Source organism: Nostoc sp. KVJ3 (assembly GCF_026127265.1).
GTDB lineage: Bacteria > Cyanobacteriota > Cyanobacteriia > Cyanobacteriales > Nostocaceae > Nostoc.
Genome location: NZ_WWFG01000002.1, coordinates 1,010,364 through 1,034,284, shown reverse-complemented (window position 1 = coordinate 1,034,284; position 23,921 = coordinate 1,010,364). Strand labels below are relative to the sequence as shown.

Annotated in this window: 15 protein-coding genes and 2 pseudogenes; 11 read left to right on the top strand and 6 right to left on the bottom strand. The window is 39.3% G+C overall.

What is annotated here, in order from left to right; genetic code table 11:
- Window positions 1–49: 49 nt before the first annotated feature.
- From GTQ43_RS20525 to GTQ43_RS20515, 3 genes are all read left to right on the top strand, one after another.
- A complete protein-coding gene (locus GTQ43_RS20525; RefSeq protein WP_265274600.1) occupies window positions 50–958 on the top strand; it encodes an alpha/beta fold hydrolase in 909 nt (302 codons plus the stop codon).
- Window positions 959–1,081: 123 nt separating this feature from the next.
- Window positions 1,082–1,555 (top strand): quercetin 2,3-dioxygenase, encoded by a 474-nt coding sequence (locus tag GTQ43_RS20520; RefSeq protein ID WP_265274599.1) that lies wholly within the window; start codon window positions 1,082–1,084, stop codon window positions 1,553–1,555.
- Between the two features lie 326 nt (window positions 1,556–1,881).
- Window positions 1,882–4,641, top strand: coding sequence for an AtaL-like protein (locus tag GTQ43_RS20515; protein WP_265274598.1), 2,760 nt, complete (start codon window positions 1,882–1,884; stop codon window positions 4,639–4,641).
- Window positions 4,642–5,300: 659 nt separating this feature from the next.
- Here GTQ43_RS20515 and GTQ43_RS20510 read toward each other — a convergent pair.
- Together GTQ43_RS20510 and GTQ43_RS20505 are read right to left on the bottom strand one after the other, a co-directional pair.
- Window positions 5,301–6,626, bottom strand: a complete 1,326-nt coding sequence (locus GTQ43_RS20510; protein WP_265274597.1) for an Nramp family divalent metal transporter — start codon at window positions 6,624–6,626, stop codon at window positions 5,301–5,303.
- A gap of 38 nt (window positions 6,627–6,664) precedes the next feature.
- A complete protein-coding gene (locus GTQ43_RS20505; RefSeq protein ID WP_265274596.1) occupies window positions 6,665–8,248 on the bottom strand; it encodes an iron uptake porin in 1,584 nt (527 codons plus the stop codon).
- Window positions 8,249–9,101: 853 nt separating this feature from the next.
- Between GTQ43_RS20505 and GTQ43_RS20500 the strand changes: the two genes are divergently transcribed.
- The gene (locus tag GTQ43_RS20500; protein WP_265274595.1) at window positions 9,102–10,025 is read left to right on the top strand and encodes an EthD domain-containing protein; all 924 of its coding nucleotides are present in this window, start codon (window positions 9,102–9,104) and stop codon (window positions 10,023–10,025) included.
- 111 nt (window positions 10,026–10,136) lie between these two features.
- On the opposite strand, the gene aroA is transcribed toward GTQ43_RS20500, so the two are convergent.
- The 3 genes from aroA to GTQ43_RS20485 all read right to left on the bottom strand — a co-directional run bounded on the left by aroA (window position 10,137) and on the right by GTQ43_RS20485 (window position 14,100).
- A complete protein-coding gene (gene aroA, locus GTQ43_RS20495; protein ID WP_265274594.1) occupies window positions 10,137–11,417 on the bottom strand; it encodes a 3-phosphoshikimate 1-carboxyvinyltransferase in 1,281 nt (426 codons plus the stop codon).
- Between the two features lie 165 nt (window positions 11,418–11,582).
- Window positions 11,583–11,927 (bottom strand): 2Fe-2S iron-sulfur cluster-binding protein, encoded by a 345-nt coding sequence (locus tag GTQ43_RS20490; RefSeq protein ID WP_265274593.1) that lies wholly within the window; start codon window positions 11,925–11,927, stop codon window positions 11,583–11,585.
- Between the two features lie 13 nt (window positions 11,928–11,940).
- Complete coding sequence (locus tag GTQ43_RS20485; protein WP_265274592.1) at window positions 11,941–14,100, bottom strand: Tex family protein; 2,160 nt, start codon at window positions 14,098–14,100, stop codon at window positions 11,941–11,943.
- 460 nt (window positions 14,101–14,560) lie between these two features.
- Between GTQ43_RS20485 and GTQ43_RS20480 the strand changes: the two genes are divergently transcribed.
- A complete protein-coding gene (locus GTQ43_RS20480; protein WP_265274591.1) occupies window positions 14,561–14,914 on the top strand; it encodes a hypothetical protein in 354 nt (117 codons plus the stop codon).
- A gap of 1,214 nt (window positions 14,915–16,128) precedes the next feature.
- Here the strand turns inward: GTQ43_RS20480 and GTQ43_RS20475 are convergent.
- Window positions 16,129–16,293: a hypothetical protein gene (locus GTQ43_RS20475; RefSeq protein ID WP_265274590.1), complete on the bottom strand. Its 165-nt coding sequence runs from the start codon at window positions 16,291–16,293 to the stop codon at window positions 16,129–16,131.
- 482 nt (window positions 16,294–16,775) lie between these two features.
- On the opposite strand from GTQ43_RS20475, the gene GTQ43_RS20470 reads away from it, so the two are divergent.
- From GTQ43_RS20470 to GTQ43_RS41805, 6 genes and pseudogenes are all read left to right on the top strand, one after another.
- The gene (locus GTQ43_RS20470; protein WP_265274589.1) at window positions 16,776–17,150 is read left to right on the top strand and encodes a small multidrug resistance protein; all 375 of its coding nucleotides are present in this window, start codon (window positions 16,776–16,778) and stop codon (window positions 17,148–17,150) included.
- A gap of 33 nt (window positions 17,151–17,183) precedes the next feature.
- Window positions 17,184–17,540, top strand: coding sequence for an EamA family transporter (locus GTQ43_RS20465; RefSeq protein ID WP_265274588.1), 357 nt, complete (start codon window positions 17,184–17,186; stop codon window positions 17,538–17,540).
- 79 nt (window positions 17,541–17,619) lie between these two features.
- A complete protein-coding gene (locus GTQ43_RS20460; protein ID WP_265274587.1) occupies window positions 17,620–18,924 on the top strand; it encodes an NAD(P)/FAD-dependent oxidoreductase in 1,305 nt (434 codons plus the stop codon).
- A 45-nt stretch (window positions 18,925–18,969) separates the two neighbouring features.
- Window positions 18,970–19,794, top strand: coding sequence for a glycosyltransferase family 2 protein (locus tag GTQ43_RS20455; protein WP_265274586.1), 825 nt, complete (start codon window positions 18,970–18,972; stop codon window positions 19,792–19,794).
- 695 nt (window positions 19,795–20,489) lie between these two features.
- A pseudogene (locus tag GTQ43_RS41810) lies at window positions 20,490–21,635 on the top strand (PAS domain-containing protein); the annotation flags it as partial.
- A 117-nt stretch (window positions 21,636–21,752) separates the two neighbouring features.
- Window positions 21,753–23,584 (top strand): annotated as a pseudogene (locus tag GTQ43_RS41805) (PAS domain S-box protein).
- Window positions 23,585–23,921 lie beyond the last annotated feature (337 nt).

Here is a 23,921-nt window from a genome sequence, read left to right as displayed (position 1 = left end):
AGAGTCTCGCGAACAAGACATCAACGCACTTTTACACGAAGGTACAAAGATGACAAGTTATTTAGCAGATATCAAAACGACTCTCGAAGAAAAATTTACCCATCAATATGCTTTTGTTAACGGCATACGTCTGCACTACGTAATAGGTGGCAAAGGCGATCCTATAGTTCTGTTACATGGTTGGCCGCATACTTGGTATCAATGGCACAAAGTTATGCCAGCCTTAGCCGAACATTATACAGTGATTGCAGTTGACATCCGTGGTTTTGGTGACTCTTCTAAGCCGGCTGTTGGCTACGATAGCCGTACCGAAGCTGAAGATATTTACCAATTAGTTCATTCTCTCGGTTTTGAGCGGGTTTTCTTGGTTGGGTCTGATTGGGGTGCGCCAGTAAACTACGCCTACGCGTCTGCTCATCCAGAAGATGTACGTAGATTTGTGAATCTTGATGCAACGCTTCCGGGATTCGGTTGGGAAGACTTAGCTGGATATTCTTCAGAAACCTCTCGACAAGGTGGCGGAATTTGGCATTTTAACTTTAATGCTGTACCCGATTTGCCAGAGGCACTGATTGCAGGTAGAGAACGGATATTCATTTCTTACTTTTTCAATAAGTTTTCTTATAACCCGTCTGGCATCTCTGAGGCTGAGATCGACGAGTATGTTCGTTGGTATTCTGCACCAGGAGCAGTACGCAGTTCTCTGGGACTTTACCGCGCTATTTATGAGTCAGTGCAACAAAATAAAGAAAATGCCAAGACGAAACTTAAAATGCCTGTACTCGCTCTAGGAGCCTCTCATGGTTTAGGCGATCGCCCAATTAAGGCGATGCAGTCTGTAGCCGAGGATGTTCGCGGTACAGTCATTGAAGGCTGCGGACATTTTATTCCTGAAGAACGTCCAGAGTTCCTGGTTGAACAGCTACTCCAGTTCTTTGGCGAAGATTACAAATCTTAATTCTAGGTTTCTTACCCCTGCACAGTGCGGGGGTTTAAAAACTACTTGTGAATATGTAATATGCCTAGCACTTGCGAGCAATTTACATTTTGAAGGATTTTAGCAGATATAAGGAGAAATACATTGGTAAGCAGTACTAACCCAGTAGTGTCACCAGCAGGTGAAGGTCTTGTTTACTCGGTTGTGGGAGACACATATACTTTTAAAGCAGTTAGTGAAGATACTGGCGGAGCTTATTCAACATTTGAGTTTTTCATTCCACCCCAACATGGATCTCCACCTCACATTCATCATCGGGAAGATGAAACTTTCTATATTCTGGAAGGGGAATTATTATTCCAGGTTGGAGATCAAAATATAGTTTTGTCAGCTGGTAGCTTTGTTCATGCACCTAAAGGCATTCCTCATTCCTTTAAAAATGTAGGTACGACACCGGCAAGAACTTTCACAACAGCTATTCCTGCGGGGCTGGAAAACTTTTTTGAGGAAGTAGGCTATCTCGTGAAAGACAAAGATACGCCCGTACCTATACCTCTCGAAGAGCAAATTAGAAAGATGCGTGAAGTAGGCCCTAAATATGGCGTGGAAATCCTCTAGTTTTCATCGGGCAACTACAGTAACAGCATAGCGGGTTTTTAGTAAGTGAAGAAGAATTGTAGGTTGGATAGAGCGATCGCTAAACTCAACTAATGCCTTAGTAATATTAGTTTCCTTACTTAAGACAACCTTCCCAACAAAACTGGAGATTACAGCCTGTATGCAAATGTAGAGACGTAGCAGTGCTACGTCTCTACAAGGGTTCTGGATAATGCATATTTAATTTCGCCAGCTAGTGGTTTGAGAACTTATTGTGAAAAGTCAGCTGCTTCGGCAAGCTAAATGAGATTTTTAATCAGAGTAGTGTTGAATCAAGGATATCTGCAATGAACGCAGCAACAGAAAAAGCTAATTATGCAATCCGAGATCGAGGTGGCAAAGTAGCCTTCTATGTTCTCTTATGGAAAAGAAAAGGAATTTCCTTAGAGCTTTTTGACGATTACTGGAGAAATGTACATGGGCCTCTCTGTGCCAGATTACCAGGTCAGCACCAATATTGGCAATTTCACCTGGCTAATAATCATGATGGTAGTTTGTGGCCAAGGGTTCCAGGGATTGATTACACATATCAGCCAGAAGACCAATGTGATGGCATTGCAGAGTTAACCTTTGAGACAGAAAGCGATCGCCAAGCTTTTTTTCAATCGTCAGATCCTGTGATTGCTGACGAGCATAACTTATTTAGTAAAGCAGTTGGCTACAACACCAACTATGGCAATTCCCAAACCTTTATTGATGGCATCCCCACAGGAGAACCAAACGGTAAGGTAGACGGGTTAAAATTCCATGTCATGGTCAAAAAAGCTGATGATGTAAATCTAGCAGCCTTTCGCCAACATTTGACAGGTTATTTTACTCCAACAATTCTTCAAAGTGATGCAGTCCTCAAATTTCGACTGCATTTGTTTGATGAAATAGACAATTCCCGCCCAAATATTACTGGGGTATCCCATTTAGAACCATTAGATAAACAGTATCAAGCGGCGTTTGAAATTGCCTTTGAGAATCCTCTCAAAATGGAAGCATTCTTTGCTTCTCCAGAGTACGCTGCTGCTTTCAAAGACTTAGCTAAATATGTGAAGCAGATTTTACCATTGCCAGAACGCAGTGCTTACACCTTTGTCTATAACGGTAAATTGACTCTAGCAGGTCAATGGAGTTCTAATGTTGCAGATTTGATTGTGAAAGTAGGAGCAACCAATCAATTAAAGTTAGATATAGTTTCTCTCATGAACGGTAAAGAAGCTGTTAAGCCTGGATTAGGTCATTACCTCCAAGGGGTGCAACACATCGGGGTTACAGTTCAAGACATGGAAAAATCCCTTGAATTTTACACAGAGGTGTTAGGAGGGAAAATAGTTGTTGTAGAAAATAATCTCATGGGTGATGCAATGCAAAACACTCTTTTTCAAAAAGAAGAGTTGGATGCATTAGCTCAAGGAGTTGACCTCAAAACTTTTGGTATCCCCAGTCTTAGGGATGCGAAAGAAGCCCTAGATATTAAATTTATCTCCTTTGGTAATACCTGCATCGAACTGATTTATTTTCGAGATGCAGCAACACAAAATCCCCATAATTCATCTGTTGCACGCATTCCTTCCCACATTGGTCATGTAAATGCTATGCATCTATCTTTTCACGTAAAAGATGATGTAGACTTGAATGTTTTCGCCAATATCTTAGAAGATGAGTGCCAAATACGCGGGATGAAAAATGTTGTTTGTAATCGCGTAATTCGAGTAAAATCTGAAGAAGAAAGAAGAAAAGTTGCCCTCAAATATAATTCTTCTAAATTTTGGCAAGAGCCAGATTCATTAAATGCAGATCGTCAACCAGAAGAAGACTTTGGTGAATTAGAAGGTTGGGCATTGTTCTACTGTAAAGGGCCAAATGGAGAACAATTAGAATTCAACCAAGCTACTCGCACAGTTAAACAACATTTTGCTAACGCACAAAAGGAATACAATATGGCAAACAATACACATTTCGCTGTTTTAAATTCTCAATCTTCTCAACAGATAGAGATATCAGAAAGAGTTTATGCTACATTTAGCAGTGCTGTAAATGCTTCATTATCAACTGTTTGGAATGTGTTGCTGGACAACATTGAAAACCCAGGCAGCTACAATCCAGAAGCTCACAATTACAAAATTCTTGAGAGATATGACAATGGACTACTGCGGGAAATAAAAGTTCTCAATATCACAGTTGAGGAAAAAATAACTTGGAATGAAAAAACTGGAAAAATCCGACACACCTTAGTCAATAATCCTTTATTCATTGGTCAGGGAGTGAATGCAGTTGTCCGTCCTGCTAGTAATAATCCTCATGAACCTTTAGTAATTAGCTATACCTGGGACTGGGAACCTTATAATGAAGAGGGTCGCAAGGTTGCTCAAAAAATTCAAGAAAACATTGCCGAAGCAGTTAAGCAGATTGTTTTGAACTTAAAAACTGTTGCCGAGCAGCAAGAAAATAGATTACAAACTTCAGTTTTTAATGGCCAAATAGCAGCTAATGCCAGTAAATCTACTTCCGAAAAATTTCCAGGTGCGACAACAGACTTGGTGAAGCGCTTATTCTCCAGAGGTGAGGCGTTTGATTCGGAAGGATTTATAACCTTTTTTACCGACACACCAGTTTATCAGTTTGGTAACTTTGATGTGTGTTTTGATAAAGCAGCAATTAAGAAATCTGCGGACGCGTTCTTTAGTGGTATTTCTGCTGTTTATCACGACATCAAAATGATCTGGGAAGTTGGTGATGTAGTATTTGTAGAAATGGATGTTACCTACTGGCGTAAAGATGGCTCAGTTATTACACTTCCTTGTTTTGATATCTTTCGTGTAGAAGGGGATAAATTCTCAGAACTGCGGATTTTTATGGATGTGAATCCTGTATTTAATCCCACAATTGCTGTCCCCAACTCCGCCTCAGTATTTACTGTTAGTGAAGGTAAAAGACTAATTCCACCCAATACGATGAAGAAGCACTTTGCTGAACATCCTGAAGCTAGACAAAGGGTAAAAACTGGATTTGCCCCTAAATGGTCAATAGCTAACCCACCTAAGTGGTCAATAAGCTAACCATCAGGAGCCATATCAAGATAAGTAGAACAGCGTAAATAATTAAAGGTTTGTAGTGAAGACTTTAGTTTTCACTACAAACTAATGTCGTCTAGTTACTTATAGCACAATACGCTTGAGTTATATCATGTTCGGGTAATTAGTTATGATTCCCACAGTCATTGCACCCCTCCCCTTAGTAAAGCTACGGTGTACACACAAGTCTTTGAGAGTGGCCTCATAGGCTTTTTATCCCCCCAACCCCCCGATAAATTGGGGGGCAAAAGTCTCTTAAAGTCCCCCTTTTTAAGGGGGATTTAGGGGGATCTCCAACGATTTTGGGTTTCTACAGAGATGTGTGTACACCGTAGCCTTAGTAAGGGGAGGGGAAACAAAGCATAGCTTTGGCGGGGTGGGGTTCTTCGAGTTTAATAAGTAATCAAGCGGACATGATATTAAGCATTTCTTTCTTCTCTCTGCGTCCTTGGCGTTCTTCTCTAACGAGACGCTACGCGAATGCGGTTCGTTAAAAAAATTGAGTTTGACAAAGAGTTTTAGCCTTAACTGAACTGTATTGACTTATAGGACTAGCCCTTTCAAGGTAGATAAAATAAAATTTTGGGGCAATAATTTCTCTTTTCTCTGTGTTCTCTGCGCCTCTGTGGTTCAACAAATTATTATTAAAGATTAAAAGCTAAACAATCTATAGTAATTTGTAATAGCAACCAAACATTTAACCCAACGATAATAATAGCAATTACCCAAGCTAAAAATTTGAGCCATAACGGATTTACAAACTCACCCATTAAGCGGCGATCGCTTGTAAATATCACCAAAGGAATTACTGCAAATGGTAACTGCAAACTGAGGATAACTTGACTTAAAACTATAAGGCTACTTGTGCTACGTTCCCCAAAGATAATAATTGTAATCAACGCGGGAATGATGGCAAGCAAACGGGTAATTAAACGCCGTAACCAGGATGGAAAACGAAATTGTAAAAAGCCTTCCATGACAATCTGTCCGGCGAGGGTGGCAGTCAGTGTTGAACTTTGACCGGAAGCAAGTAAAGCAATGCCAAAAATAGCACTAGCAGCACTAACTCCTAATAATGGTGAAAGCAGTTTGTAAGCATCTTGAATTTCTGCTATATTCTGATTTCCCGAAAAATGAAATGTCGCCGCAGATATAATTAAAATTGCTGAATTAATAAACAGTGCTAATGATAGAGCGAAAGTTGAATCAAATGTGCCAAACTTAATTGCTTCCCATCTTTTTTGAGAAGTTGGTTGCCAATCGCGTGTTTGTACAATAGATGAGTGTAAATATAAGTTATGAGGCATCACTGTTGCGCCTAAAATGCCAATGGCAATGTAGAGCATTTCTGGATTCTGTAAAATTTCTCCCTTGGGCAGATATCCAAAAATGATGCCTCCCATATCGGGATGGGAGAAGATAATTTCTGCTATAAAACAGAAGCCTACAGTTGCTACCAACATTATTACCAAGGCTTCTGTAGAACGAAAGCCTTTATGTTGCAAAAATAGCAATACCAGAACATCCAGGGCTGTGATGCAAACGCCCCATATTAAAGGAATACCAAATAAAAGTTGTAATGCGATCGCACTACCTAATAATTCTGCCAGATCGCAAGCTGCGATCGCAATCTCACACAATACCCACAAACAAAAGCTCACCCTTTGACTGAAATAGTCTCGACAAGCCTGTGCTAAATCTTGTCCTGTAGCAACACCTAAACGCACACATAGGGATTGCAACAATATTGCCATCAGGTTTGACAACAAAATTACTGTCAATAAAGTATAGCCAAACTTCGACCCCCCAGCGATATCTGTTGCCCAATTTCCAGGGTCAATATATCCGACTGAAACCAGATACCCTGGCCCTGCATAAGCCAGCATCTTACGCCAAAAGCTTTTACTATTAGGAATTCTAATACTGCGGTGAACTTCAGGGAGAGTAGGGCGGTTTTCGGGGCGAGTCATTTGTTTTTTGGGGTAATATTTTCATAAATTCATATCAACTAGAAAGAAAAAACTGTTCGGAGAGTGCCTGTAACGATGGCACCATTGGCATTCTGATTGGCAGAATTACTAATTACCTGAATTGAAGGACTAACTTGGATGTTGTCGCTCACTCTAAAGTTGTAGAATCCTTCAAAGTTAGTTTGAGTACTATTACCAATCTCATTAGCAATAAAGGGTTGACCAACTGCAATACCAGCTAAAGCCCCTGGAGAAAACAAGTCTGGAAATGCCACCCCCGCCATCCAATAATTAGGTTTAATGTCACCAAAGTTAGTGTTATTGTAATTACCATAGCCGTAGCGACCAAATATAGCGATTTTCGGTGAAAAAGCAAACTCAAAATTTGCACCGAAGGCATCATAGTGGTTATTAAATAATTCTCCGCCACTATATTGGAGGCGAACAGCAAAAGCTCTCGATGGTGCATACTCTAGTTCAACAGTACCTTGATAGGTATCCCCAAATAAACCTTGTTCGCCACCAGCATTAGGATACAACAACTGAGTAAACGGCGCTGCACCTCTGATAATTCCCTGATTACCTGGATTGGCTGCTTCTGCTGCTGCATACAAAGCCCGTACAGTCAATGCTCCTGCTCCGGGGTTCCAATCAATTGCTGCACCTGCACTTGGGCCGTTCACAGGGAAAAGAATATAGTTGTTTACAAATGCCAAAGTGCTAAAGTCTCGAAAGCTTAGGTAAGCGTAGCTGTTGCGGTCAACATAATCTGTAGTCCGAATCTCTGGGCCCACAGACACCGCTAAGTCTGATAATGGCTTAAAAGTGTAATATAGCCGTGCTAGCCCCAGGTTGTTATTAGTGGGTGGTTTAACTGAGTAGTCTAGAACACTACCAAAGGTCGGCTCTAACAATCCTGCCGCATTATCGTTACCATTATAGCTGCCCGTATCAATGCGGATTTTTAACTGGTCTGTACCAAAAAAGCTTGTATCTAAGTCTAAAGCAACTCGATAAAGCACCGTAGTATTGGGGTTAGAACGAGCAATTTCTTGACCTGTAGCGCTAATGATGCGTTCTCCAGAAAATGTTCCTGAGTTCGCCGCAATGATTACTTGACCACTGAGTTTGGTGGTTGTGGAGAACTGATTTGCCTCTAGTTGTGCCGTATGGCTTTCTAAACTATCTACACGACCCCGCAGCGTGGTTAGTTCTGCCGCAAATTCCTTTTGCAGACGCTTAATCGTGACTAAATCTTCTGTATGAACTAAGTCAGAAGTTGCCGTGGCAATCAGTTCGTTAACTCGCTGCAAACAAGCATTTAACCCAGCGGCAAACTCATATCTTGTCAAAGCCCGATTACCCTGGTAGAAGTTTCCTGGATATCCGGCAATGCAACCATATCGCTCAACTAAAGACTGTAATGCAGCAAAAGCCCAATCTGTTGGTTGGACATCTTTTAGCTGAGACACAGAAGTGACTTGTCCCATTGGGGTATCAGTCCGTTCAACCCGGACATTCGTAGGTTCTGATATTTCAGCTAAAGCAGGAACACCTAGTACAATGAAGTTGAGAATACTCATCCCAGTGACTAGATTCAAACGCATCTTTAAGGTTGGCATGGTGAGATTTTAGTCGGAAATACCAAGTTATTTTCGGATCTTGAATTAGATTTAAATATAGTTTTCACTTTCAAAAAGCTTTTGACCAGATAAGATCCTGATGTTAGGAACAAACTTAGGTCTATTAGACCTGTGCTAAAGTTTCAAAACCAGTGTGCATCTGACTTAAAGATGGTTTAAGTGTAAGACAATGTTTTAAAAGCATACGAATAACTAAGTTCGTATTATGAGTACATTGATGCTAGAAACGGCTGCGATTGGCGATTTCATTAACAAGATTAACTTCAGCAATAACGTGTAGATATTTACTGGTGAAAATAGGCTTTAAATAAAATAATATTGAAGAAGAATTCTGAATTCAGCAATATTGACTGAAAAATAAAAGATCCAAGCCCTTTACTCGGTTTTTTAGTCTATCAAAAAATCATCATATTCACCTTGCTACTTAACGATCTGTGTATCAAATGGTCAAATCTAGGCCAACCCTTGAGGTAAAAAATTGTCCTTGCTGCTCTCATAGAATGCTGCGACATATTCGGAACAGACAGATGTACTTCTTCTGCCGCAGATGTTGGGAAGAAATGCCATTGCTGAATGTAGAAACCCATAACTCATTCTCAGCTTCTCTTGTCAACAGATAGTTAATTATAGGATTTACGCAATAGCTTTCTATAAAATCTTATTCCTCTGCGTCTTTTGCCGTTCGCTTTTTAATGATTTTATATAAGTCTTGAATTAAAAGAAGAAACTGATTTATTTTGGATAATTAAAATGACCTAATAAGTCAAATGAATTTTTATTTGGTACGGCAGCGATAATCCAAGAACGCATTACTATTACTAGGAGATGGACTATGACAAAGGTTAATTACTCAGAAGATAATCAAGATGTGACGACAGTATTATATATACTTATTCAAAAGAAGAAAGAAATAGATTATCAAACATTTTATAGCTACTGGAAAAATGTTCATGGCCCAGTAAGTGCAAGGCTACCAGGTCAATACCAGTACTGGCAGTATCATTTAACTTATAATTCGGATGATATTTGGCCAGGTATTGATGGCATAGAATACGCAATTTCTGAAGAAGAACAGTTGGATGGAATAGCAGAATTGACCTTTACCTCAGATGAGAACTTTCAAGCCTGGGTTAATACTATTGCCATTCTCGATTCTGACCAGCAGAACTTTGTTAATAAAGCTGTTATGTATAGAACGAATCTTGGTAATTCTAAAACCTATGTTAACAGCATAGAAAATAGTTCTGCAATCGGCAAATTAGATGTAATCAAATTCCATGTTATGCTCAAAAAAGCAAATGCTATAACCGTTGATGAGTTTCGGAAATATATGGTAGATATATTTGCTGAATCTTTTGTGAAAAGTGATTTAATTATTAAGTTCAGATTGCATTTACTTGAAGAGCATGACAATTCACTTCCACCAGCACCGGGAGTTTCTAATTACGAACCATTAGAAAAGCAATATCAAGCAGCATTTGAAATTGCCTTTAAAAATTCGATAGATATGGCAACTTTCTTTAATTCAGAAGCATATACTTCTGTAGTAAAAGACTACAGAAACTATATAAAGCAATTTGTTACTTTTGGAGAACAGGGTACTTACACGTTTATTGATGATGGTAAGTTAACCCTCGCTGGACAAAGAACTTCCACTGTCGCAGAACTTATCACAAGTCTGGGTGCAACCAATCAAACAGAAGACAAGATACTTAATCTGATGCTTGGTAAGGATAAATCAACGGTTGTCGTCTGAATAGTGGAAACACTTTTTAGGGTTTGATATCATGTCCGCCAAATTACTTACGATATGTCATTGCGTCTCGTTTTCAGGTAGAGTCTGGAAACGAGACAATCTCTTAATCTCTTATTGTTCTAACATTTTGAAGAATCTGGTAAAGTAATCTGGAAAGGTTTTCGCTGTACAAGCAGGGTCTTTAATTACAATCCCTGGAACCTTCAAGCCAGTAACAGCAAATGCCATTGCCATGCGATGATCGTGATAGGTTTCAATTGCTGCTGGGGTAATGGGGCCAGGCTCAATTTTTAGTCTATCTGGAAATTCTTCAACCTTAACTCCTAGCCGACGCAACTCTGTTACTACCGCTCGAATCCGGTCGGTTTCCTTATATCGAATATGTTCTACGTTCCGAATGGTAATTGGTGAACTGGCAAAGGGCGCGATCGCAGCTAATGTTTGCACCAAATCTGAGATATCATTCATATCAATGTCGATGCCTTGCAATTGCTTCGGCCCCGTTACTTCGGTGTAATCATCCCCATCCTTAATTTCGCAACCCATCTGTTCTAAAACATCCAGCCACAAAATATCACCCTGACACGATTGTTTCGTTAAATGTTTGACGCGCACCCGTCCACCTGTGACGGCGGCGGCGGCAAAAAAGTAAGAAGCGTTTGAGGCATCGGGTTCGACTGTATAATGTTGAGGTTGGTAACGTTGACCGGCTTCGATCTGAAAATGATTATCGCCGATTTGAATTACCTCCACGCCAAAATCTGCCATTAAACGACAGGTCATTTTGATGTAAGATTGAGAGACTAATGTCCCTTCAACTTCAATGCTCGTATTTTGTTGAGCATAGGGTGCAATCATCAGTAATGCCGAAAGTTGCTGACTTGTTTGGTTGGCTTTCAACCGAAAATTTCCACCAGCGAATCCCTTGCTATAGATGGTGTAGGGCATAAACCCTGAGTTTCCCTCAAAGTTAACGGTTGCTTTGCCCTTTTGCAGCACCGTTAGCATATCACCCATCGGTCGTTCTCGCATCCGAGGAACACCATCGAGGCGATATTCGCCGTTACCCAATGCCACCAACGCCGAGATAAACCGTGCTGCTGTACCTGCCAAACCCACAAATAAATCTGCCTGTTTAGCTGGAATATCACCTCCTCTTCCCGCCACTTGAATCTTTGCCTGATGAGGATTCAAAGTAATGGAAATGCCTAATTGCTCTATGCATTTGACAAAATACTCGCTGTCTTCACTAAATAAGGCATTTTCTAAAATGGAGTCACCTTGTGCTAAAGCAGCAACAAGCAACGCCCGATTGGTAAGACTTTTAGAACCGGGAATTTCTACCGTGGCATCCACTGGCCGATTTAGAGCAGGAATTGCAATGGTATCCACGTTAAACCTCTACGTAGGCGGTTAGCTACAACTTTATATATTGCCATATTGTAACCAAAAGTGGTAATCATAACTAATCAAGCGGACACGATCGGTAGTCAGACATAATTAATTACACAATTGCGATCGCGATCGCAATGACTATAAATATTTTTGTCCGACTACTTATAATTCAGATTTTCCAGACTCAGGGTGATAGTAAAGGGCTGATTTATATAAAACTTGTTCTTGATGGGTTTCTAAAGTGCAATTAGACAAGGGATAAGTTACACAAGTCACAACATAACCAGCCTGGATTTCACTTGGGCGCAGAAATTTTTGCTCGCTTTGATTAACTTCGCCGCTAATCAGTTTGGCGACACAAGCAGAACATTCACCTTGTTTACAGCCAGATGGTAGGCGGATACTAGCTTCTTCTGCCATATCCAGAATATATTGCTCCTCTGGCACTTGAATGGTGCGATCTAACCCCAGGGTAGAATTGATGAATCGGACTTGATAAACTGCCATCTGCTGTTTTTAATTATTGTTTAACTGCCTTCATCGACAAACTAATCCGCTTGAGTTTCTCGTCGATTTCTAGTACCTGTACTTTGACTACTTGTCCGACTTTAACAACTTTATTGGGATCGTCTATAAATCTATCAGCAAGTTGGGATATATGCACTAAGCCATCTTGATGTACGCCGATATCAACAAAAGCACCAAAGTTGGCAACATTTGTCACGATTCCTTCTAGTTCCATTCCCACCTTCAAGTCCCTAATTTCTTTAATTCCTTCTCGGAAGGTGGCATACTTAAACTCAGCGCGAGGATCTCTACCTGGTTTTTCTAGTTCGCTGAGGATATCGCGTAGTGTAGGTTCGCCGACGCTATCAGTAACATATTTTTTAATGTTGGTTTTTTTGAGTTTTTCGGCAATTTCTGTCACCTGCTTTAACGGTACATTTAAATCAGATGCGATCGCTTCTACTACAGAATAACTCTCTGGATGCACTGCTGTATTATCCAATGGGTTGTCACCGCCGCGAATCCGCAGAAAACCCGCCGCTTGTTCAAAAGCCTTTGGCCCCAGTTTCGGAACTTTCAACAGTTGGCGACGATTTTTAAAGGCTCCATTCTGATTCCGATAGGCGACAATGTTATTGGCAATTGTTGCCGTAATCCCAGAGACGGATGTCAGAAGTTCTTTGGAGGCAGTATTTAAGTCTACGCCGACGTAGTTAACGCAGCTTTCTACAGTATCATCCAATTTCTTTTTCAACAACTTCTGATCGACATCGTGCTGATATTGTCCCACACCAATGGATTTGGGATCGATTTTCACCAGTTCCGCCAAAGGGTCTTGTAAACGGCGACCAATGCTAATGGCACCGCGCACGGTAATATCTAAATCGGGAAACTCTTCTAGCGCAACTTTACTTGCAGAATATATAGATGCGCCTGACTCATTCACCATCACCTTAACTGGTTTGCGTTCTATTGTTTGTAATACTTGCGTCACAAACTCCTCTGTCTCGCGAGAGGCTGTACCGTTACCAATGGCGATTAACTCAATCTTATACTTTTCAATCAGATTTTTGACAGTTTGTGCAGCCTTAGCGCGTTGTTCAGCTGCTTGGTGGGGAAAAACTGCTTGATATTCCAAAAATTTCCCTGTTTGGTCGAGGACAGCAACTTTACACCCAGTTCTAAATCCAGGGTCTATGGCCAAGGTTGGTTTCATTCCGGCTGGTGCAGACAGTAGCAATTCTCGCAGATTAGTTTCAAATGTCTTGATTGATTCTATGTCTGCATATATTTTTTTCTCAGAAATTACTTCTCCCATTAGAGAGACTTTCATTAACCGGTTAAATGTATCCTTCAACATCGCCTGATAAAAATCCCGAATTGTCCGTATTTTAGTTTTAATTTCTTTCGACTCCAGATAGTAAAGTACTGTATCTTCATCGAAAGCGATTTCAAAGCTTAAGATTTTTTCTGTTTCACCCCGACACAACGCCAGCATATTATGAGGTGCAATATTTTTTACCCTAATTTGATAGTTACGGTACATCTCAAACTTGGTTGTCCCTTCGGGATAATCATCTTTGATGCGAGAGACAAATACCCCTTCTTCTAAAAGATAATCGCGGATATATGCCCGTAATTCCGCTTTTTCAGCCACTTCTTCCGCTAAAATATCAGCAGCACCTTTAAGCGCTTCTTCTGCGGTTTTGACTCCCTTGGTTTCACAAATATACTTAGCTGCTTCTTCCTCCAGGGACGCAGTTGCAGTATTTTTGACATTTAGCGACTTAATAAATTCCGCCAGTGGTTCGAGTCCTTTTTCTCTGGCGATAGTGGCGCGGGTGCGTCGTTTTGGGCGATAGGGTAGATATAAATCCTCAAGTTCGGTTTTTTGTAAGCAGGATGAGATTTTAGCTTTGAGTTCATCTGTAAGTTTACCTTGTTGAGCGATCGCACTTAAAATCGCAGATTTTCGTTCTTCCAGTTCTGTTAAATAAGTATATCGATCGGACAGTTCACGTAGTTGCACTTCATTCATCTCATCAGTGCGCTCTTTCCGGTAACGTGCAATGAAGGGGATTGTTGCACCCTCCGCCAAAAGTTCCAGTGCGTTTTGCACCTGATGGGATTTGAGGTTTATTTCAGTTGCCAGTAATTGAGGAATGTTCAGCATTAGGTGTCTAAAATGAAAAAATGAAAATGCTACTTCTAAAGGTAATATGCTAGATCCTTATCCTGGCGCAAGGCCAAAGTTTTAAGCTAATTTACCAGATGATTACTCACAACAGTCTAATTGGCGAAATAAATAAAACCAACCTACGTAAATTTTAAACTCTAGCAATCCACCTAGTCGAACATAGTTTGTATAAACTACTACATTTTGATAGATATTGTGAGAGTCATACAATAAGTATCACTACAAAAAAACGTGTAATTCGGCACTTAAAACTTACTACACATAGCGTCTCATAACCCTAGTCTTTAACTAAGCTAGTAGCATCATGAACCAAAAATAAAGGACTTATTTACAAGGCTTTTAGGTGCTTCATCTGTCACAAGAATTATTTCAATTGGTCTAATTTAGAACCTTGCGTAATCTTGATTTTCTATAATATTTATTTCGAGCGACTGTTGTGGGCAAAACCTTATTGGATGTAAAATTAACTAAAATAACCAAAAAAATTTCAGTTTGTTTTATCAACACAACAACTTTTAGTTCAGAGGTTAGGAAAATGCCTTTGTTTTTCTTGATACCACTGTGTACTGCTTTAGCCACTGGCTACTTGTTTAAAAAGAGTACTGATGAAATTGCATATCTTGCAGGTGTATTTGCAGCTATTAGCTTAATTTTAAGTCTAGTATTAGCACCCTGGCAAATTCAGTTTGGATTATTAATCACTGTCCTAATCATTACCAACAGGCTTTTGCAGGAAAATGAGTTCAAACAAACTGAACTGACAAGAAAACAATCTAGAGAACTTAAGTAATACCAAGCACCACGAACGAATTTTTCTCAATTTTAAACTGCTATAAATGAGCGGAAAGCTAACCCACTAATGTGATTAAATCCAAGACTTGGTAATCTTTTTAGAGGGAATTAGTCGGTGTGGGTATGGTCTTGACCACTTTAGACTCACTTTTTAAATGTAATATTTCCTAATCATGGCAAGCTTAAACTTTTACTTCTGCCTATAAAGGCTATGCTTAGATTAAGTATTGTTCAATTTTTCCATCTGTAAGGTAATGCCAACTATTAAAAGTGTATTTATAATCGGTCTTAATACCAAAGAAAATGTAATAATTAATCAAAGTTTAGTATCTTTAATTACCTAGTATATGACTTAAGGCTTAACTAAGTTTTGTCTAAAATATCTAAAATTCAAGATTTTTGTGGATCGATAAAAAATAATTCAGACTATTAGGTTGCTATCTCAAATTTTCGCTTCACCCGGTGTATTATTACACTACATTCCCTAGCATCTATACTGCTGTTAAAGTTTTAATTCTACTTTCTTCGACTCTAAGCTACTTCTGCAAGTTGATCATCCAGAAAGTGCTTCATAAATGTACAAATTATTCAACATAAAAATTTATCTAGAGGGAAAGTTCGATTGTATGAAGTTTTTGTTTAAGTATATTTTTGGTAAATGAATTTTTGATGAAGTGGGGCGATAAATTTGCAACATACTTTTCTCGTGGTATTCTAGTAAGTAATTATATGTAGAAATAAACTTTGATGTAAAAACCTAGTTAAAATTACATATAATTAAGAACAATACAAGTCCAATAGTAAATAATGTAAAAAAATCTCAACCCCGCTTAAATCAGTGTAAGCTGCGGTTTGCCGAACAAACGCTAGTTTACATAAGCCCCTAATGTTGTCAAAAACTCCATTTGGACATAAAGTAAAATTCCCCAGAAACCTGTGAAAGCGGATTATTGTAGATTGATTCATTTATCTGTAATTTCCGTAAGCAAGCAGACTTCTGTAAATTACTATGTTCCCATGTCCAAAAAGAGTTAGTGTACATAACTAAATTGGAATACGAAATTTTAGTTCCTAGCAAAATCGCAGATACATCTGTGAGCCTAAGAAAAATTCTATGGTTTATCAGTAAAATAATGAACTTTTCTGGAGAAAATTAATAAAACTTATTAATCCAGCTTAGATTTGATGGTATGAGTTTATGGCTTGAGAAGTTCAGTTCAGTAGTGTCTTAAACAAGATTTCTACACCAGGATACAACTGATGAAAGTTAATGAATGGATTAATCAACAATTCTGGCAATCCATTTCTATTTTTTTTAGCTGCATCTGGTTGAATATGGAGGTCAAATCCAACTTCACTATAAGCGATATTTACCACAGGCTACGCAGACTGCTAAATTTTGTGCAAAGCAAATTTTTGACATTGATATTGCGATCGCACTAAAAGTAGTCTTAAAGCATAACTGGCCGATATGGAAGATTTCTAGAATTCCCAGTCAGACAAAGCCTAAATTGATTCTGCCAATTGCCAAGGAAGGAAACTGGTTTTTCTGGGAGTATAAACCCCATAAACCAATTTAGCGGACTCTACTCCGATAATATCGGGCGCTGCTACAATTCAGCAACCACCAGGCAAGCTGCATAGGATTTAATTACTAACTCGTTGGACATCTGCTTCGACAATCGTTTTGATATCAGTCCCTCCAACATCGCCTTCTTCATTTTTTGTTTATTTACTCAAGTAGGAGATTGAATTGCAGAGAAGGTATTACTGAAATCAGAAACGTTCAAAACAATGAACTGTTTCCTGTGAGTTTCATACCTTTCTATCTCGATTGAGGCAAATGTACTATAAAATCTATGTCGCAAACTTCAAACTTTAAAATAATTCCTTATATCATCTTGTTCATCAGTATTTTATTTAGTATTTCTGGGCAATTGCTGATGAAGAATACCATGAGTCATACAGATGAGGGACTATTTAATTGGATATTTATTCAAAAATTAGCACTAGCTATTAGTGTTTATTGCTTGGGAATAGTAAATTGGATATTGGCTCTCCGAACTGTAAAATTGAGTATTGCCTATCCACTGACCAGTTTAAATTATGTTGGGATACTTTTTGGCTCATACTATTTTTTTAACGAGGTAATTACCCTAACTAGAATAGCAGGAGTCATCACTATTTTTTTTGGTGTTCTTTTGGTGGTTATCCCACTCAAAAAGTCTACATAAATTTATAGTTAATTCCCAAAAGAGTAGAAAAACATGAACATCACAAACTGGCTACTTTTAATAGTTGTAGTTTTATTCGGAACAACAGCTAATGTATCACTAAAGTATGGACTTCAAATTTCTAGTCCTACTAAGGGAGGAAGTACGTCTATCCTAAATCTGGTACTATCTCGTTACTTTGTGATTTGGTTTATCTGCTATACATTTATGACTATATTATGGCTTTACGTATTGCAGACAGTTCCTCTGAGTCAAGCATTTCCAGTTCTAGGATTAATGTATGCATTTATACCGATTGCTTCCCACTATCTTCTAAAAGAGCAGGTTGCATTTAGCCAGTGGTTAGGAATTTCCGTGATTATAACTGGCGTAGTTCTGGTTGTAAATTAATAGCTAGAGGGGCATACACTGAAGTTGTAACTATTAAAAGTATCTCAAGATAAATCTCACAAAAATCTAAATTAAATTTATGAATATAGGCATCGTCGGCGGAGGTATAACTGGAATAGTATTAGCCCAACGTCTCGCACATCAAGGACATATAGTAACTGTATACGATAGTAATAAGCAGCTTGGTGGACTTACTACCTATCATGATTATGGGTTATTTACCTGGGATCGCTTTTATCACGTTATCCTACCTTCTGATATTCATTTAATAAATTTTCTTAGAGATATTGGTCTTGGAGATAAACTGCGTTGGAATCGGAGTTTAACAGGCTTCTACGACAATCGAAAATTTTATTCTATCAGTAACACCATAGAATTTCTCCGCTTTCCTCTGTTTGGACTTATCGGTAAAATCAGATTAGCTTTTACTCTCCTATATGGTTCACGTCTTAATGATTGGCGGCGGTTAGAGAAGATTTTAGTCGAAGATTGGCTACTGAAACTCGGTGGAAAAAGCACATATGAAAAACTTTGGAAACCCTTGCTTCTATCCAAATTAGGAGAGAACTATAAGCGAATATCAGCCGTTTTTATCTGGGCTTACATCAAACGACTATTTTCAGCACGAGATTCTTCATTAAATAAAGAACAACTTGGTTATGTCTCAGGCGGTTACAAAACTGTTTTTGACCATATAGAAAAGTTAATTTATGCGGCTGGGGGTCACATCTACAAAGGTGTTGCAGTAGAGTATATCGCCCCTCATCCAGAGGGAGGAATGTGGGTTGAATCTCAGGGTAAAAAGGAACATTTTGATAAAGTCATTTTCACTGGCCCAGTTAATATTTTGCAGCAGGTTGCTGCTAATGAACTGGTAAAAGTTTCAGACACTGATGAAACAGTAGAATACCTTGGTGTAATCTGCATGGTACTTATTACTCGCAAGGCTTTAGTTCCTTATTACGTAGTAAATATTGCCGATAGGAGTATTCCCTTCACCGGAGTCATCGGTATGAGCAACTTAGTTTCTTTGCAGGAGACAGAAGGATATCACATGACATTCTTACCAAAATATATCCTTTCCACTGACCCGTTGTTAAAACAGCCAGATGATGAATTGCGCCAAATATTTTTCCAGGGTATACGTTTGATGTTCCCAGAACTCAAACAAGATGACATTGTCGCAGCACACATTAATCGAGCTATTAAAGTACAGCCGCTACAAGTTTTAGATTATTCAACCCTTGTTCCAAAAGTGAGTACTGAAAACGATGATTTTTTCGTCGTCAATACTTCACAGTTGGTCAATGATAGCGTTAACAACAACGCAGTTGTGCGCCAGGTCGATGAATTTCTCAAGAAATCAACATTGCTGAATTCTTGAAATTTGAGTAATTGTATTTTATTTAAAAAATCATACGAGGTTTTTATGAGTCTTTTTGTTCTTTTACCCGCATACAACGAAGAAGAATCAATTCGCCCCTTGTTCAAAAGATTTCAGACATTGCAGCAAATCTCTAGTATGGAGATAAAACTGATTCTTGTTGATGATGGTAGTAGTGATGCAACTGCTCAGACTGCTTTAGAAGAATCTCAATCACTGGGTGTATTACTTAAGTTAGTCCAACATCCTAAAAATGCTGGTTTAGGTGAAGCAATTAAAACAGGTTTCAGGACTTTTTTAGATATTTCTCAAGAAGGCGATTTTTTAGCCGCAATGGATTGCGACAACACGCAACCACCAGAATTGTTAATCAAGATGTATGACACAATGATAGCTGGTAGCTATGATATTGCGATCGCATCTAGATATCGAAAAGGCTCTAAAGTCATAGGTTTATCAAAATTTAGAGAGATAATGAGTTACGGAGCTAGCTGGCTGTTTAGAATTGCCGCCCGTGTACGCGGTGTAAGAGACTATACTTGTGGTTACAGGCTGTATAACCGTAATTTTGTTAGTAAACTAGATATGCATTATGGCGACAATCTATTTACTGAAAGCGGATTTGCTTGCATGATAGATTTACTGCTGAAAGCCAAAGTTCTCAGACCAAAAATTGCAGAAATCCCAATGGTTTTGAGATATGACCAAAAGCCAACTGCGAGCAAAATGAAAATTCTGAAAACTATTACTCGCACATTGATGCTTCTGTTTAAGAATCTAACATCTACAGGACAAGCTTCCAATTTAGGTCAGACTTTCAATGAGCGAGAAACAGTAAGAATTCCCCTAAAAATGGCAAATCGTAAATAAACCTGAGAGTGATAGTCTAGATTAAATTAAGCCTTTGCAGCAACAAGATTGTATATTTATAGGACTTACGCATTGACAGGAAAGACCAAGTATAGATGATTGGAAAAACTAGATCCATCGTAGGCGTATGCAAAAATATTTATGTCATTGCGTAGGCGGAGCCTTCCCGTAGGGTACGGATGAAATGTAGCGAACGCGAACAGCGTGTCCGAAGGACTTATGCTTCATTCCGCTTTGCTCCATTCGCAATGACAAATGTATATTTAATTTTTCATCACTACTTATAGTATTTTAGCGTAGGCGTAGCCCGCCGCAGGTATTCCTTGAATATGTTCTTGAAGAGCTTGCTTTTGTCCTGGGGTCATCGGTAAGTAAATACACTCATTTTATTTATCCTGACCGATTTTCGTTCTCTTTGCAAAAAACTGGGATGCTCCCTCTACAAGATTTATGGATAAAGCATATTTAATTTTTGGAAATGTATAAAGATTACTTTGGTTGTTGCATCCTTAGTTAGTTTGGGAATAATGAATATTACTCATACTGACACACACGGAGCTAAATAAACGCAAATCCGACAAACGTCTTGAACTCTCAATCAAGTATATCCCTCTCCGAATCAGAGAGGGACGGTTTTACTACGTAAAACTAGGGAAAAGCTTCTTTATTGCTAAATTTTAGAGATAAATTTAAGTATGAACCATTCTAGATTCTTAAATAACCCCGCGCAAAAACAAAATATGCAGCCGCAAAACTTCTCGCCGGCATTTCTGCATCAAACGATCAATTGCATATCTGACCCAATTTTTGTTAAAGACCGTCAACATCGCTGGGTATTAATTAACGATACCTACTGTGATTTTGTCGGTCATAGCCGAGAAGAATTAATTGGCAAATCAGACTATGATTTTTTTTCGCAAGCCGAAGCTGATGTGTTCCGGCAAAAAGATGAACTGATTTTCACCACAAATATTACCAACGAGAGCCAGGATCTTTTTACCGATGCTCAGGGTATAACTCATCTTGTCTCTACCAAGAAGTCTTGCTTTGAGGATGAGACTGGTAATAAATTTTTGGTGGGTAGTATTCGAGATATTATTTTACAGAATAAAGCCGAGAAAGTCCTCGGTGTGACTGACAGAGTTACTGATATTACCGATCTTATCCAAACCTGCAAGGCACTTCGGGAAACTCTAGAAGAACTTCAGGTAATTGAAGAAGAACTGCGCCAACAAAATGAAGAATTAGCGATCGCTTATGAAACGGCAGAATTAGAGCGTCGGCGTTATCAGGATTTGTTTGAACTTGCCCCAGATGCTTACTTAGTGACCGATGTAGACGGCACGATCAAAGAGGCTAACTATGTAGCCGCAGCCTTACTATCTGTGAAACAAAGCTATTTGGTAGGTAAACCCTTAATCCTGTTTATCGCTGAACCAGATCGCCAAACCTTCATGAACCAACTGGCAAATTTACAGCAGGTGCAGGATTGGGAAGTTTCTCTCCAGTCACGAGGAGGTACAGCCTTTCCTGCTAGTATCAAAATGGTTGCGATGTATGATTCACAAGGTCAGCAAGTCGGCTGGCGTTGGTTGCTTTATGACATCAGCGAACAGCAAGCCGCACAGCGCGATCGCCAGAAAGCAGAATCAGAACTACATCGGATTAATGCTGTTTTGCAAGCTCAACAGGAAGCTTCCATTGATGGAATTCTAATTGTTGATGAAAACCGTACAATTGTATCATTCAATCAGAAATTCTCCCAGCTATGGCAAATTTCTATGCCAATAGCCCAAGCATACAATGCTCGCCAACTCATAGAATGCTTACTAGAGCAACTAGTAAATCCAGACGAATTTCTGGCTAAGGTTGAGTATCTTTACCAGCATCCAGAAAAAAGCAGTCGTGATGATATTTTCCTCAAGTCTGGAAAGATTTTTGACCGTTATTCTGCACCCGTGTGTAAACACCAAGGAGTTTCTAGTGAAGCATCAGATTTAGGAGACTATTACGGTAGAATTTGGTATTTTCGGGACATTACCGAACACAAGCAAGCAGAAGCGCAACTTAGAGCTTCACAGCAAAGACTGGCATTGCTAGTTGAACAAACACCTTTAGCAATTATTGAATGGAATACCAAGTTTGAAGTTCAGACATGGAATCGAGCAGCAGAAAGAATGTTTGGATACACCACAGAAGAAATGCTGGGGAATAGCTTTGAGACCATAGTACCTGAAAACGCCAAAAAGCACGTAGTTAATATTATCACCGCTCTCTTAACACAACGTGGAGGAAGTTTTAGTATCAACGAGAACATCACTAAAGATGGTAGGACGATGTTCTGTGAGTGGTATAACAACCCGTTAGTGGCTCCTAATGGCCAGGTGATTGGCGTTGCCTCAATGGTGTTAGACATTACAGAACGCAAACGCGCCGAAGAGGAACAGCAAAAATTTGTCGCTTTGATTGAAAATAGTAGCGACTTTATTGGCATTTCTTCAATGGAAGGACAAGTTATCTATGTAAACCCTGCCGGACTCAAAATGCTGGGACTTAGTAGCCTGGAAGCAGCGAAAGCCCAGTCAGTAGCTGATTTTCATTCACTAGAAGCTTTTGTAGAGTTTCAGCAACAAATTATGCCTTTGATGCTTCAACATGGTTTCTGGCAAGGCGAGTTTCGCCATAGACATTTTCAAACGGGCATAGAAATTCCTACTGATTGTAGCCTGTTTATAGTTAAACATCCTGAAACAGGAGAGGCTTTTTGTCAGGTAGCTGTTGCTAGGGATATTACAGAACGCAAACAAGCCAAGGAAGCTCTGCTAAAATCGGAAGCGCAACTAAGACAACAAGCCGAAGAACTTAAAGTTGCACTCCGCGAACTCCAAAACACCCAAGCTCACTTAATTCAAAGTGAAAAGATGTCGAGTTTAGGTCAACTAGTCGCAGGAGTAGCACACGAAATCAATAACCCAGTCAATTTTATCTATGGCAACCTCAACCCCGCCAATGAATACACCCAAGATTTACTTTCACTTTTGCAACTCTACCAAAGTCATTATCCTAAACCTGTGCCAGAAATTGAGGATTTTGCAGAAGAAATTGAACTGGACTTTTTAAAGTCAGATTTACCACAAATACTAAACTCAATGAAAGTTGGGGCAGTCCGCATTCGAGAGATTGTGCTTTCCTTGCGAACTTTTTCGCGCTTGGATGAAGCCGAAATGAAAGCTGTTGATATCCATGAAGGAATCAACAGTACTCTGATGATTTTGCAAAGCCGCTTCAAGGGTAACGATCAACGTCCAACGGTTGAAATAATCAAAGAATACGGCAAACTCCCCTGGTTGAATGTTATGCTGGGCAGCTAAACCAAGTATTCATGAATATTTTGTCAAATGCGATTGATGCTTTAGAAGAAGGAGTAAAGGGTGAGGAGATAAGGGAGACAAGAGGACAAGGAGATAAAGAAAGTGTTTTGCCAATTCCCAATACCCAATGCCCAATGCCGACAATTCGCATTTGCACTCAACTACAGGAACCAAATCAAGTAATAATTAGAATTGCCGACAATGGATTGGGAATAGAAGAAGATGTTAAAAAACAACTATTTAACCCCTTCTTCACCACCAAGCCCATCGGCAAAGGTACGGGAATGGGACTTGCCATCAGCTACCAGATAGTTACAGAAAGACATGGCGGTTCATTAGAATGTATTTCGCAGCCAGGACAAGGTGCTGAGTTTGTGATTAAGATTCCTCTGATTCAAGATACTCAACATAATTCGTAATTTGTAATTCGTAATTTTAAGAGTTTTTATCCGATTAGACTTACAAATAGTAATTATGAATTACTTGTGATATTCATTGCAAACGCAACGAAGTGGAATGTACTCCTTCGGAGAACCCACAGGGTAGCAATCCCAAAATCCTTGCGATTGCTTCACTTCGTACCCTTCGGGAACGCCAAGGGCGAACGCAATGACAATTGTTTAACCGGACATGATAAGTAGAGCGGCATAAATAATTAAAGGTTTGTAGTGAGGACTAAAGTCCTCATTTGAGGGCTTCAGCCCTCACTACGAGCTAATTACAATTTAATTTACATTCCTTAACTTACCTTGACTT

What these genes read in the sequence shown, in the direction of transcription:
- GTQ43_RS20470 (WP_265274589.1), top strand. Translation starts at nt 16,776, where the DNA reads ATGTCGCAAACTTCAAACTTTAAAATAATTCCTTATATCATCTTGTTC.
- GTQ43_RS20525 (WP_265274600.1), top strand. Translation starts at nt 50, where the DNA reads ATGACAAGTTATTTAGCAGATATCAAAACGACTCTCGAAGAAAAATTT.
- GTQ43_RS20490 (WP_265274593.1), bottom strand. Translation starts at nt 11,927, where the DNA reads ATGGCAGTTTATCAAGTCCGATTCATCAATTCTACCCTGGGGTTAGAT.
- GTQ43_RS20515 (WP_265274598.1), top strand. Translation starts at nt 1,882, where the DNA reads ATGAACGCAGCAACAGAAAAAGCTAATTATGCAATCCGAGATCGAGGT.
- GTQ43_RS20510 (WP_265274597.1), bottom strand. Translation starts at nt 6,626, where the DNA reads ATGACTCGCCCCGAAAACCGCCCTACTCTCCCTGAAGTTCACCGCAGT.
- GTQ43_RS20500 (WP_265274595.1), top strand. Translation starts at nt 9,102, where the DNA reads ATGACAAAGGTTAATTACTCAGAAGATAATCAAGATGTGACGACAGTA.
- GTQ43_RS20485 (WP_265274592.1), bottom strand. Translation starts at nt 14,100, where the DNA reads ATGCTGAACATTCCTCAATTACTGGCAACTGAAATAAACCTCAAATCC.
- GTQ43_RS20460 (WP_265274587.1), top strand. Translation starts at nt 17,620, where the DNA reads ATGAATATAGGCATCGTCGGCGGAGGTATAACTGGAATAGTATTAGCC.
- GTQ43_RS20455 (WP_265274586.1), top strand. Translation starts at nt 18,970, where the DNA reads ATGAGTCTTTTTGTTCTTTTACCCGCATACAACGAAGAAGAATCAATT.
- GTQ43_RS20505 (WP_265274596.1), bottom strand. Translation starts at nt 8,248, where the DNA reads ATGCCAACCTTAAAGATGCGTTTGAATCTAGTCACTGGGATGAGTATT.
- GTQ43_RS20465 (WP_265274588.1), top strand. Translation starts at nt 17,184, where the DNA reads ATGAACATCACAAACTGGCTACTTTTAATAGTTGTAGTTTTATTCGGA.